The sequence below is a fragment of the Actinacidiphila sp. DG2A-62 genome, from assembly GCF_035825295.1.
In the GTDB taxonomy this organism is placed as follows: domain Bacteria; phylum Actinomycetota; class Actinomycetes; order Streptomycetales; family Streptomycetaceae; genus Actinacidiphila.
The window spans coordinates 562805-575307 of the sequence record NZ_JAYMGI010000002.1 but is presented as its reverse complement, the minus strand read 5'-3'; the positions used below and the strand labels follow the sequence as shown (position 1 = coordinate 575307).

9 protein-coding genes and 1 pseudogene are annotated in these 12503 nt (G+C 75.7%); 8 read left to right on the top strand and 2 right to left on the bottom strand.

Annotated elements, in window-relative coordinates:
- Positions 1–182 precede the first annotated feature (182 nt).
- The 5 genes and pseudogenes from VSR01_RS02960 to VSR01_RS02940 all read left to right on the top strand — a co-directional run bounded on the left by VSR01_RS02960 (position 183) and on the right by VSR01_RS02940 (position 7441).
- Positions 183–1911 (top strand): annotated as a pseudogene (locus VSR01_RS02960) (class I mannose-6-phosphate isomerase).
- Positions 1908–3053, top strand: coding sequence for an ROK family protein (locus VSR01_RS02955; RefSeq protein ID WP_442785390.1), 1146 nt, complete (start codon positions 1908–1910; stop codon positions 3051–3053). The pseudogene VSR01_RS02960 and the gene VSR01_RS02955 overlap by 4 nt, the downstream one beginning before the upstream one ends.
- 55 nt (positions 3054–3108) lie before the next feature.
- On the top strand, positions 3109–4122 hold the full coding sequence (locus VSR01_RS02950) for a LacI family DNA-binding transcriptional regulator (protein ID WP_326447725.1): 1014 nt from the start codon (positions 3109–3111) through the stop codon (positions 4120–4122).
- Between the two features lie 104 nt (positions 4123–4226).
- Positions 4227–5609 carry a glycoside hydrolase family 125 protein gene (locus tag VSR01_RS02945; RefSeq protein WP_326447724.1) on the top strand — a complete coding sequence of 461 codons (1383 nt, stop codon included), beginning with the start codon at positions 4227–4229 and terminating at the stop codon, positions 5607–5609.
- Positions 5610–5791: 182 nt separating this feature from the next.
- A complete protein-coding gene (locus tag VSR01_RS02940; protein ID WP_326447723.1) occupies positions 5792–7441 on the top strand; it encodes an adenosine deaminase family protein in 1650 nt (549 codons plus the stop codon).
- 39 nt (positions 7442–7480) lie between these two features.
- On the opposite strand, the gene VSR01_RS02935 is transcribed toward VSR01_RS02940, so the two are convergent.
- Both VSR01_RS02935 and VSR01_RS02930 read right to left on the bottom strand, forming a co-directional pair.
- Positions 7481–7879 (bottom strand): nuclear transport factor 2 family protein, encoded by a 399-nt coding sequence (locus VSR01_RS02935; RefSeq protein ID WP_326447722.1) that lies wholly within the window; start codon positions 7877–7879, stop codon positions 7481–7483.
- A 90-nt stretch (positions 7880–7969) separates the two neighbouring features.
- Entirely contained in the window at positions 7970–8695 is a 726-nt protein-coding gene (locus tag VSR01_RS02930; RefSeq protein WP_326447721.1) for a TetR/AcrR family transcriptional regulator, read from the bottom strand.
- Between the two features lie 143 nt (positions 8696–8838).
- Here VSR01_RS02930 and VSR01_RS02925 point away from each other — a divergent pair, with 143 nt between their 5' ends.
- The 3 genes from VSR01_RS02925 to VSR01_RS02915 all read left to right on the top strand — a co-directional run bounded on the left by VSR01_RS02925 (position 8839) and on the right by VSR01_RS02915 (position 12492).
- On the top strand, positions 8839–9399 hold the full coding sequence (locus tag VSR01_RS02925; protein ID WP_326447720.1) for a hypothetical protein: 561 nt from the start codon (positions 8839–8841) through the stop codon (positions 9397–9399).
- A gap of 228 nt (positions 9400–9627) precedes the next feature.
- The gene (locus VSR01_RS02920; RefSeq protein ID WP_326447719.1) at positions 9628–11025 is read left to right on the top strand and encodes an FAD-dependent oxidoreductase; all 1398 of its coding nucleotides are present in this window, start codon (positions 9628–9630) and stop codon (positions 11023–11025) included.
- A gap of 240 nt (positions 11026–11265) precedes the next feature.
- A complete protein-coding gene (locus VSR01_RS02915) occupies positions 11266–12492 on the top strand; it encodes a lactonase family protein (protein WP_326447718.1) in 1227 nt (408 codons plus the stop codon).
- Positions 12493–12503 lie beyond the last annotated feature (11 nt).

Genomic DNA, 12503 nt, shown 5'->3' with positions numbered 1-12503 from the left:
ACCATTCCAGCGGTAGCAAGGGTTGGTGACCGATTAGCGTCCGATTCTCGTCATTGCTTCGGTAAAAATGCAGGTCAGATGCCTTGCTGTGATGACAGTCGCTTCTCCGGGAGGGGATGGACCTCGTCAGCCACCCGCTGTTATCGTTAACGAACACGGAGGAAGCCCAGTGAGGAGCAGATGTGCAGCCCGCGTCTCGTGCGTACGACCCCCACCCCAGCTACCGCCCGGTCGGCGGCCAGGTGACGGCCGGCTGGCCGGCCGCGGTCGCCGCGCTGCCGCCCGGCCCGCTCGTCCTGGCCGTGGACGGTCCCGCCGCGGCCGACTGGGCCACGGCGGCCGAGGGCCTGGTCGCCGCCCTGCGCGACGCCGGGCGGGAGGGCGGCCTGCTGGACGTGCGCGGCCACTACGCGCCCTCGGCCGCCGATCGGATACAGGCCGAGCCGGTCCCGCCCGGCGATCCGTTCTTCACCCCGCTCTCGACGGCGGGGGCCGCGGACCTGTTCGACGCCGTGCCGCGGCCGCGGCGGCCCGCGGGCGACGGCGTGCTGGTGGTGTTCGGGCCGGGCGCGGCGCTGTGCGAGCCGGACCTGCTCTGGTACGCGGACCTGCCCAAGCGGTACGCCGAGGCGGCCGTCGCGCACGGCGAGTCGCCGGTGGGCGTGAACCTCGGCCGGCCCGCCGGCGACGACACCCCGGGCGACCTGGTGCGGCTGTTCTACACCGACTGGCCGGTGCTGGACCGGCACCGCGACGCGATCGCCGGGCGGATCGCGCGGTGGATCGACCTGGCCGACCCCGCCGCCCCCGCCTCGCTGGACGGCGCGGCGCTGCAGGCCACCCTCGCCGACCTGGCCCGCGGCCCGGTGCGCACCCGCCCCTACTTCAACTCCACCCCGTGGGGCGGTCAGTGGGCGGCCAGTGAACTGGGCTTCACCCCGCAGGCCGGCAACACCGCGCTCGGCTACGAGCTGATCGCCCCCGAGGCCGGGGTGCTGGTCGGCGAGCGGGAGGGGCCGCAGGTCGAGGTGCCGTTCCAGCTGCTGTGCGTGCGGCATCCCGAGGACATGCTCGGCGCGGGGGTGCACCGCAGGTTCGGCACCTCCTTCCCGATCCGCTTCGACTACCTCGACACCATGGGCGGCGGCAACCTCTCCCTGCACTGCCACCCCCGCGAGCGGTACATGCGCGAGGTGTTCGGCTGGCCGTACACCCAGCACGAGACGTACTACGTCACCGCCGCGAAGCCGGCTCGCGGGTGCTGCTCGGCCTCACCGAGCACGCCGACCCCGAGGTCATGCGCCGCCAGGTCGAGGCCGCCGTCGCGGACGGCGTCCCGCTGCCGGTCGAGGAGCACGTACAGAGCCACCCCGCCGAGGTGGGACAGTTGTTCATGATCCCCGCGGGCACCCCGCACGCCTCGGGGCCGGCAACCTGGTGCTGGAGGTGAGCGCGACGCCGTACCTGTACTCGCTGCGCTTCTACGACTGGCTCCGCAAGGACGCGTCCGGCGCGTCCCGCCCGCTGCCCTACGAGCACGGCTTCGCCAACCTCGACACCGCGCGGCGCGGCGAGGACGTGCTGAAGGACCTGGTCCAGCAGCCGCGCACGCTGCGCTCCGGCGACGGCTGGCGCGAGGAGGTCGTCGGCGCGCTGCCGGAGATGTTCTACGCGGTGCACCGCCTGGTGGTGGCGCCGGACGCGGCGGCCAACGACGACACCGAGGGCCGCTTCCACATCCTGAACGTCGCCGCCGGCCGGGGCGCGGTCATCGAGACCGCGGACGGCCGCAGCCACGACCTGGCCTTCGCCGAGACGATCACGGTGCCCGCGGCGGTCGGTCCGTACCGCGTCCGCGCGACCGGCCCGGACGAGGTGCGGATCGTGAAGGCACTGGTGGTGGAGGCGTGAGCGGGAGGTTCGCGGGCGCGGGCGGCGTCCTGGGCGCCGCCGGCGGCACGGGTCCGGACACCTCGCCGGCGCCCGGGGCCGCGGGCCGGACGGCCGGCGCGGGCGTCTCCGAGGGAGCGGGCGGCGGCGCCGCTGCCGCCGCGGGCCGCACCGCCGCGCTCGTGCCGGTGCTCGACGTCGGCGGCACACACGTCACCGCCGCGCTCGTCGACCCCGCGGACGGCCTGCCGGTGCCGGCCTCGGTGACCCGCAGGGAGCTGGGCTCGCACGCCGGCGCCGACGGCATCCTCGACGCCATCGCCGAGGCCGCCGCGGGACTTCCCGCGGGCCACCTGCCGCGCTGGGGCGTGGCCATGCCGGGACCCTTCGACTACGCCGCCGGGATCGGCCGGTTCAGCGGCGTCGGCAAGTTCGAGTCGCTGTCCGGCGTCGACGTCGGCGCGGGGCTGCTACGGCGGCTGGCCGGCCGCGCCGAGCGGATGTGCTTCCTCAACGACGCCGACGCCTTCGCCCTCGGCGAGTACCGCGCCGGCGCCGCCGCCGGGCACGAGCGGGTGCTCTGCCTGACGCTGGGCACCGGCGTGGGCTCCTCGTTCCTGCGCGGCCGGCCGGTGCACGACGGCCCCGACGTGCCGCCCGAGGGCCATGCGCACCGGCTGACGGTGGCCGGCCGGCCGCTGGAGGACACCGTCTCGCGCCGGGCGATGCGCGCGCACTACGCCCGCCTCGCGGCTGCCGCCGGCAGCCGGGAGGACGACCTGGCGGGCGAGCGGGCCCGCGGCGGGGGAGCCGACGGGGCGGACGACCTGGCGGACGACCGGGCCGGCGAGCGCGCCGCACCGGACGTGCGCGAGATCGCGGCGCGGGCCGCGCGGGGGGACGCCGTCGCCGCGGAGGTCTTCCGCTACGCTTTCGACGCGCTCGGCCGGGCGCTGGCCCCGTGGGCCGGCCGCTTCGGGGCCGGCGCGGTGGTCGTCGGCGGCTCCATGGCCCGCTCCTGGGACCTGGTCGCACCCGCGCTGGCCGGCGGACTCGCGGCGGCCGGCGGACCCGCGGCGGCCGTCCTGCCCGCCCGGCGGCCCGACCACGCGCCGCTGATCGGAGCCGCCCAGTGGGTGCGGGACGCACCCGGAGCGGCATGAGCGGCGCGCGGGGACGGCCGGGACGCCGCCGGCCGGCACAGGAGGGAGCAGGGGCATGACCGTACGCCGCGGCGGCGGGCCGACCATGCAGGACGTCGGGAAACTCGCGCAGGTCAGCGCCATGACCGTGTCGCGGGTGCTGAAGAACGACCCCGGGGTGTCCGAGGCGACCCGCGCGCGCGTCTTCGCCGCCGTCGACCGGCTCGGCTACCGCCGCAACGAGACCGCGCGCAGCCTGCGCCTCGGCGGCAGCGGCATGATCGGCCTGGTCGTCACCAACCTCGCCAACCCCTTCTACTCGCGCCTGGCACTGGGCGTCCAGGACGTCGCCACCGAATACGGCTTCAGGGTCGTGCTCAGCAACTCCGCCGAACAGGCCGACCGCGAGCCGGGCCTGGTCGACGGCCTGGTCGACCACCAGGTCGAAGGGCTGATCGTGGTGCCGGCCGGCAGCCGCCAGCAGCACCTGGCCGAGGCCATGCGCCGGGTGCCGGTCGTGCTGGCCGCCCGGCCGCCGGCCGGCCTCGACACCGACTGCGTGCTGGTCGAGGACTTCCACGGGGCCCGCGAGGCCACCGCGTGCCTGCTGGCCGAGGGGCACACCCGGATCGCCTTCCTCGGCAACCCGCCCGCGCTGTACACCGGGGCGGAACGCCTGCGCGGCTTCTGGGCGGCGCACGAGGAGGCCGGCGTCGAGCCGGACCACGCGCTCATCCGCCAGGGCCTGGTCGACGCCGCGACCGCGGAGCTGGCGACCGCGGACCTGCTGGCCGGGCCGGCCGGGCCGACCGCGCTGTTCTGCACCAACAACCGCATCAGCCAGGGCGCGATCCGGGCGATGTACAAGGCGGGCACGAGTGTGCCGCTGGCCGGCTTCGACGACTTCGACCTGTCCGACGTCCTCGGCCTGCCGCTGACCCTGGTCTCCTACGACGCCGACGAGATAGGGCGGCAGGCCGCCCGGCTGCTGATCGACCGGCTCGACCAGCGGGACGCCGAGCCGCGCGCCTCGCGCCGCGTCACCGTCCCCACCCGCGTCGTCCGCCACGGCCCGCTCCCCGGCGCATGACGGACCCCGCGACCACGGCGCGGTCCGCGCGCACCGCGGAGCCCCCGCGCACGACGGAACCGCCCCGCACCACGGCCTCCCGGCCACCGGCAGAAAGGCCGACGATGCCGTTCCCCACCACCGTCAGGGACCACCCGGTCGTCCGGGAGGCGGTGCGCCGCCTGGACGCGCTCGGCGACCCGCGCTTCGGCCGGACCCTGGTGCGCTGCCTGGACGACACCCTCGCCCGCACCATCAGGGCGATGCCCGACGGCACCGCGTTCGTGGTGACCGGCGACATCCCCGCGATGTGGCTGCGCGACTCGACCACGCAGCTGATGCCCTACCTCGCGCTCACCCGCGACGACCCGGCGCTGGGGGACCTGGTGGCCGCCGTGCTGGGCCGCCAGTACGCGCAGATCGCCCGCGACCCGTACGCCAACGCCTTCAACGCGGGCCCCTCCGGCCGGGCGCACGACCCGGACGACCTGTGCGACGACCCGTGGGTGTGGGAGCGGAAGTACGAGGTCGACTCGCTCGCCTTCCCGCTGCTGCTGGCCCACCGCTTCTGGCTGGCCACCGGGCGCACCGACCACCTGGCCGGGGCCGCCCGCACCGCCCGGGCCGCCGTCGCCGTATGGCGCACCGAGCAGGACCACGCCACCGCCTCGCGCTACCGCTTCGTCCGCGCCTCGGGGCCGCCGAGCGACACGCTGCCGAACGACGGCCGGGGCACGCCGGTCGCCCGCACCGGCATGACCTGGAGCGGCTTCCGGCCGAGCGACGACGCCTGCGCCTACGGGTACAACGTGCCGGCGAACCTGTGCGCCGCGGCCGCCCTGGACGGCGTCGCCGACCTCGCCCGCTTCCTGACCGACACCGCGCTCGCCGACGACGCGGGCGCCCTCGCGGCCGAACTGCGCGAAGGGGTGCGCCGGCACGGCATCGTCAGCCGCCCCGGCCTCGGCGACGTCTACGCCTACGAGGTGGACGGGCTCGGCCACGCGCTGCTGATGGACGACGCGAACATGCCGAGCCTGCTGTCGCTGCCGCTGGTCGCCGGCGTCTCCCCGGACGACCCGCTGTACGCGGCGACGCGGCGGTTCGTGCTCTCCCCGGCCAACCCGACGTGGTACCGCGGCGCCGCCGCCGAGGGGGTGGGCAGCCCGCACACCCCCGAGGACCACATCTGGCCGATCGCCCTCGCCGTGCAGGGCCTGACCGCCGATACGCACGAGGAGAAGCTCCGCGCGCTGACCACACTGGTGGACACCGACGCGGGCACCGGCGCGATGCACGAGTCCTTCCACAAGGACGACCCGCGGCGGTTCACCCGGCCGTGGTTCTCCTGGGCGGACGCGATGTACGCGGAACTCGCCCTGGACATCGCGGGCCTGGGCACCCGCGCGCTGTGGACCGCGCGGGCGGGGGAGGCCGTGGGCGCTCCTGACGGACCGGCCGCGGCCGGGGACCTCGGCGACACCGCCGCCGGCCGCGCGGCTGACTGAACCCCGCAGGCGAACACCGGGCGCGGCGGGAGGAGATGACACGGCGCCCCCGCAACGCCCGGTCGACGGGCGGCGGTTGGAGCCGGCCGCGCGGTGTCGCGAGGGGGCCGGTCGGGTGACAGTGGGGGCGGGTGTCACGCGGGTCGCGGGCGCGGGGCCGGCCGGCCGGACACCATGGCCGCATGATCATCCATGGTTTCTCCCACGGGCGCCGCGCGCTGCGGGCCGGCGTCGGCCTCGGAGCGCTCGCCGCGCTCTGCTCGCTGGCCGTCCCGGCGCCGGCCCAGGCGCGGCCGGCGACCGCGACCGCCTCGGCCCGCGCCGCCGCCCCGGCCGCCGCACCCGGTTCGACGGCCGCCCTCCGGCCGACCGCCGCCGAAGCGGGCACCGACGCGTACCTGGACTCCGTACGGGACGACCCGCGCCTGCTGCGCGACTTCTTCCTGCGCATGCCCAAGGGCGGGGACCTGCACAACCACCTGTCCGGCGCGGTCTCCACCGAGTACCTGATCCGGCAGGCCGCCGCCGACGGGCTGTGCATCCAGACCGCGACGATGACCGCGGTCGAGCCGCCCTGCGGGCCCGGCACCCGCCCGGCCGCCGACGCCACGACCGACCGCGCCTTCCACGACGCGATCCTGCGCGCCTGGTCCATGCAGGACTTCCCGCCGGACGGCAACGGCCACGACCACTTCTTCGACGCCTTCGGCAAGTTCGGCGAGGTCACCTGGAAGCACCGCGGCGCGATGCTCGCCGAGGTGGCCGACGAGGCCGCCGCGCAGCACCAGTTCTACCTGGAGACGATGGTCACCCCCGCCTCGGACGGGGCCAAGAAGCTGGCCGCGCAGGTCGGTTGGGACGGCGACCCCGCCGCCACCCACGCGCGGCTGACGGCCGGCGGCAAGCTGGACGCGGTGGTCGAGCAGGCCCGCAAGGAGGCCGACGACGCCGACGCGGAGTTCCGCACGGCCGGCCGCTGCGGCACCGACCGGGCACGCCCCGGCTGCGGCCTGGCGGTCCGCTGGATCTCCCAGGTCTCCCGCGGCACCGCGCCCGAGCGGGTCTTCGCGCAGATGGAGGTCGGCGTGCGGCTGGCCGAGGTCGACCACCGGTTCGTGGCGGTCAATCTCGTGCAGCCCGAGGACGGCGAGGTCGCGCTGCGCGACTACAGCCTCCAGATGCGCATGCTGCGCTATCTGCGCGGGGTCTACCCGCGGGCCCATGTCACCCTGCACGCGGGCGAGTTGCGGCCGGGCCTGGTGAAGCCGGCCGACCTCGCCTTCCACATCCGGGAGGCGGTCGACGTCGCCGGCGCCGAGCGTGTCGGCCACGGCGTGGACCTGCTGCACGAGGACCACTGGCAGGACACCGCCCGCACGATGGCCGCCCGCCAGGTGGCGGTCGAGGTGCCGTTCACCAGCAACGCGCAGATCCTCGGGGTCAAGGGCGACGAGCACCCCTTCGCCACCTACCGGGCGTACCACGTGCCCGTCGTGCTGGCCACCGACGACCAGGGCATCTCGCGGATCGACATCACCCACGAGTACGCGTACGCCGCCCGGACCTACCACTTGTCGTACGAGGACATGAAGGACCTGGCCCGCGCCTCGCTCCAGTACGCCTTCCTTCCCGGCGCCTCCCTGTGGCAGGGCAACCCCACCGTCCAGGGCTACCGCCCGCAGGTCGCCTGCCGTGGACAACTCCCCGGCAGCGCTGGCCCGTTGACCCCCGCGTGCCGCCGGCTGCTGGACCGCAGCGCGAAGGCCGCGGTGGAGTGGCGGCAGGAGGCGGCGTTCGCCGCGTTCGAGAGGACGTACGGCGCGGCGCGCTGACGCGGCGGCCACCCGCCACAGGCCCGGGCGGCGGCGCCGTCACCGCTGCTCGGCGGCGGCCTCCTGCTGGATGCGGTCGAACTGGGCGGCCATGGCGGCGGAGAGCGCCTGCGCGGCGGACAGCGGGCGCACCATCACCGTGAACTGGTCGATCCTGCCGTCCTCGTCGAGGTGGAGGAAGTCGCAGCCCTGGATCTGCTTGCCGTCGACGGTCGCGGTGAACACCAGCGCCTGGTCGCGGCCGTCGGGGTCGCCGATCTGGCGCTCGTAGCGGAAGCCCGCGAGGACCCGGAGCACCGCGCGCAGAATCGCCGCGGTGAGGGGTTTGCCCTCGTAGGGGCGGAAGGCGACCGGGCTGGTGAAGACCACGTCGTCGGCCAGCAGGTCCGTCGCGGCGTCGATGTCGCCTGCTTCTACGGCCTCGCGGAATGAGCGCACCTGGTCACCTTCTGGTTCGTCGGCTGCCGGCCACGGGCGGCCGGGGGACCGCCCGGAGCGTCGACGGTACCAAGGGGAGCCGTGGGCGCGTCACGCCCCGGACGGCGCGCAGTCGATGCCCGCCGCCGGGGGCTCGGGGGCATCGGCGTCCGCCGCCGGGTGCTTTGCGGGAGCATCGGCATCCGCCGCCGGGGCCCGCGCGGACCCGGCGGCGGGCGCGTGCGCGCCGCGGCCGCAGTGCACGCGCAGCAGTCCGTCGATGCCGCGCGTCAGCGTCTCGCCGGCCGGCGCCGGGTCGCCGAGGTGGCCGGCGCTCATCGCACCGTCGCGGAGCATCACGAAGTGCCAGGCGGGTTCGGCGGGGGCGTCCGACACCTCGGCGAACAGCCCGGTGATCGTCTGCAGGAACCACTCGCGGTGGTGCACGACCGCCCGGTGGACCGGCGCCTCGGGGGAGGGGTACTCCGCCGCGGCGTTGAGGAAGGCGCAGCCGCGGTAGCCGGGCGAGGCGATCTGCTCGGCCAGGGACGCGCCGATGCCGCGCAGGATGCCGTCGGCCGGCAGGTCGGTCGCCATCAGCGAGCCGATCTGGCCGCGGACCGCCTGGTCGACGCCGCCGATGTACGCCACCGCCAGGTCGTCCTTGCTGCGGAAGTGCCGGTAGAAGGTGGCGTTGGTGACCTTGGCCTCGGCGACCAGGCGGTCCACGCCCACGGTGTGGATGCCCTCGGCGTAGAAGAGCCGCGCGGCGGTCCTCAGCAGCCGCTCGCGGGCCTCGGAGACCCTCCTGCCGGTGCCGGGTGCCGTCTGTGTCATGCCGTCCACCGTAGCAGGCAGAACGATCTCTCTTTCCTGGAGGGAGAACGATCGCTCTTGTTCTCGCGGTGGAAGTGTGCCAGGCTACGGAAGAAGAAAGAGCGTTCTACCTCGCTCCTCTGTCCCGTACCCCTGGAGAACCCATGGCATCCGCCGTCGGCACCACCGAGCACGCCGCCCCCGCTCCCGCGCTGCGCCGGCTGTACCTGATCCGCTTCGTCTTCGCCGCCGCCTGGGCGGTGCTCCTGCTGGTGTCCGGCTCGGACCTGACGGCCGGCGCCAAGCTGCTGCTGTTCGTCTACCCGGCCTTCGACGTCGGCGCGGCCGTGGTGGACGCGCGGTCGGCGTCCACGACCGGGCCGGTCAAGGGGCTCTATGTCAACATGGCGATCAGCGCGCTGGCGGCCGTCGGCGTCGCGATCGCCAGTGCCTCGGGGGTCGCCGACGTCCTGCGCGTCTGGGGTGCGTGGGCGGTCGTCTCCGGACTGGTCCAGCTGCTGGTGGGCGTCGCCCGCCGGTCGATGGGCGGCCAGTGGCCGATGATCCTCAGCGGCGGCATCTCCGTCCTGGCCGGCGCGTCCTTCTTCCGCACCGCCGCGCAGGACGACCCGAAGCTCACCGCCCTCGCCGGGTACGCCGTGCTCGGCGGGATCTTCTTCCTCGCCTCGTCGATCCGGATGTCCCGCTCGGCTCCGCGGAGTTGAGCCGCCGGCGGCCCGGCCCGGCGACGCGGTTCGGCGGTTCGTTCCGCGCGGCGGGCCCGTGTCCGGGCGCCGCGTCGGCCCCGGGCACGCCGCGACGATCCGGACCACTCGGCCACCCGGGCGCCCCGGGCGCCCCGACCACAGGGCAAGCTGGAAGTGGTCGCCGTGACGCAGCGTGCCCGATTCTGAGCGGACGGTGGGAGGGGCCTGCCCGGGTGGAGGTCGGCGATGGCCGGTGGGGGACAGCAGCAGCGTGCCGTGGTGCTGGGCGCGAGCATGGCGGGACTGCTCACCGCCGCGGTGCTGAGCAGGTCGTACGGCTCGGTGACCGTGGTGGAGCGGGACGAGCTGCCGCGGGAGCCCGCGCACCGCAGGGGCGTTCCGCAGAGCCATCACACCCACGCCCTGCTGGCCCGCGGCATCGAGGTCCTGGACGAGCTGCTGCCGGGGCTGCGGGCACAGCTCCTCGACGCGGGCGCGCACGACGGCGACCTGCTGGGCAATGTGCGCTGGATGGTCAACGGCCACCGGCTCAGCCGCAGGCACATCGGCCAGCCGCTGCTGTTCTGCGGCCGCGAGCTGCTGGAGGGCCTGGTCAGGGAGCGGGTGCGGCAGCTGCGCGGGGTGACGTTCGCCGACGGCACGGACGTGGAGGGGCTGGTGGCCTCCGCCGACGGCCGCAGGGTGAAGGGCGTGCGGACCGCTCCGGCGCGCGGCGCGGCGGAAAGGGCCGGGGAGCCGGCAGGCGGCGCCGCGGACGACTCGGGCGTCCTCACCGCCGACCTCGTGGTGGACACGACCGGACGCGGCTCCCGTACGCCCCGGTGGCTGCGCGAACTCGGTTACGCGCCGCCCCCGGTGGAGCGGATGACCGTCGACGTCGCCTACGCCACCCGCCCCTACCGCTTACCGGAGGGCTTCCTCGGCGGGGACCGGCTGGTGCTGAACGGCTGGACCCCCGACAGCCCGCGGGCCGGCGCGGTGGTGTCCGTCGAGGGCGGGCGGCACCTGGTGACCCTGGCCGGCCTGCTCGGCGACCGGCCGCCCACCGACCCCAAGGAGTTCGAGGAGTTCGCCGGCACCCTCGACTTCCCCGACATCGGCGACGCGGTACGGGCGGGCGAGCCGCTCGGCGAACCGGTCGCCTTCCGTTACCCCTCCAACCTCCGGCACCGCTACGAGCTGCTCGGCGACTTCCCCCAGGGCCTGCTGGTGCTCGGCGACGCGTTCTGCGCGTTCAACCCGCTCTACGGGCAGGGCATGACCTCGGCCGCGCTCCAGGCCCGCGCGCTCGCGCAGACGCTGGCCGGCGACCGGAAGCCGGACTGGCGCGGCTACTTCAAGGCCGCGGCCGCGGCGGTCGACGACCCGTGGGAGATCACCACCTTCTCCGACCTGGTGTTCCCCGGCGTGCAGGGCCACCGCTCCCCGCGCGTCCGCTTCACCAACGCCTACCTCGCCCGGCTGCACGCCGCGGCCGTGTCCGATCCGGCGCTGTCCGAGGCGTTCGTGCACGTCACCGGATTGGTCGCGGCGCCGCGCAGCCTGCTGCGCCCCGATCTCGCGGCCCGGGTGCTGCTGCGCGGCGGCCCCCTGCTGCCCGTGCCGGCGGCCCGCCGCGGCTGACCCGCGCGCCCGCCCGGCCGCGGAGGCGGCCCGCACGGCACTTCTTACGGTCCCGGGACGCCAGGGCGGATCGCCCTGGTTCGTCCCGGCGCCGGGATGCCCCGCGGGCTAGCGTCGAGAGCGTTCCGGAAGCCGCCCGCGGTCGCCAACTCACCAAGAAGTAGAGGGAGTTGGCGGCGGATGAGGCATGCGCCGGGACAGCCCCGCGACGTTTCGCCTTCCGCACAAGGAGCCTTCGTCATGACTTCGACCTCCGCCGCCGCGCACCGGTCCACGCACCGGCCCACGCACCGCCCCGGGCGCCGCGCCCGTGCCGCCCTCGCCACCGGCGCGGCGCTCGCCACCGCGGGCGGCGCCGCCCTGCTGGCCGGCGCGCCCGTGGCATCGGCGGCCCCCGCGTCCCCCGCGGCAGCCGCCTCCGCGTCCGTGCGCGCCGCGAGTACCGCCGTGTTCGTCCAGAGCGACGCCCCCGGCGGCAACACGGTGGTGGCGTACCACCGCGCCCCCGACGGCAGTCTCGTCCAGCGCGGCGTCTATCCGACCGGCGGCCGGGGCGGCGTCCTCGACGGCTCGGTCGTCGACCACCTCGCCTCCCAGGGCTCGCTCGCCTACGACCGGCACGACCACCTGCTCTACGCGGTCAACGCGGGCAGCGACACCGTCACCGTCTTCGCCGTGCGCGGCGAGCGGCTCACCCAACTGCAGGTCATCGGCTCCGGCGGCAGCTTCCCGGTGAGCATCGCCGTGCGTGGCGGCCTGGTCTACGTCGCCAACGCGCTGGACGGCGGCTCGATCCAGGGCTTCGCACGGGCCGGCGACCGCCTCGTGCGCGTCCCGTCCTGGCGCCGCGGGCTCGGCCTCGACCCCGACGCCGCGCCGCAGTTCACCCACACGCCGGGCCAGATCTCCTTCACCCCGGACGGGTCCAAGCTCGTCGTCACCACGAAGGCCGCGGCCGACACCATCGACGTCTTCCCGCTGGACGCGTTCGGCGGTCCCTCGGCCCGCCCGGTCGTCACCGCGACACCCGGCGCCGTGCCGTTCGGCTTCGTCTTCGACGCGGCGGGCCGTCTCCAGGTCACCGAGGCGGGCCCGAACGCGGTGGCGACCTTCGCCGTACGGCCGGACGGCCGGCTGACCCCGGTCGGGCAGGCGGCCACCGGGCAGGCCGCCACCTGCTGGATCGTCCGGGCCGGCGACCACCTCTACGCCTCGAACGCCGGCAGCGGCACCCTGTCCGGCTACCGGGCGGACGCGGCGGGCGGGCTCACCGCGCTGGGCGAGACCGGGACGGGCGGCGGCACGGTCGACACGGCCGTCTCCTCCGACGGCCGGTTCCTCTACGCGCAGACCGGCGCCACCGGCTCGGTGGACGCCTTCCGCCTCGGCGAGGACGGCTCGCTGACCCCGGTCGGCACCGTGACCGTCCCGGACGCGGTCGGCGGCGAGGGCATCGTCGCGGGCTGACCCCCGCCCGC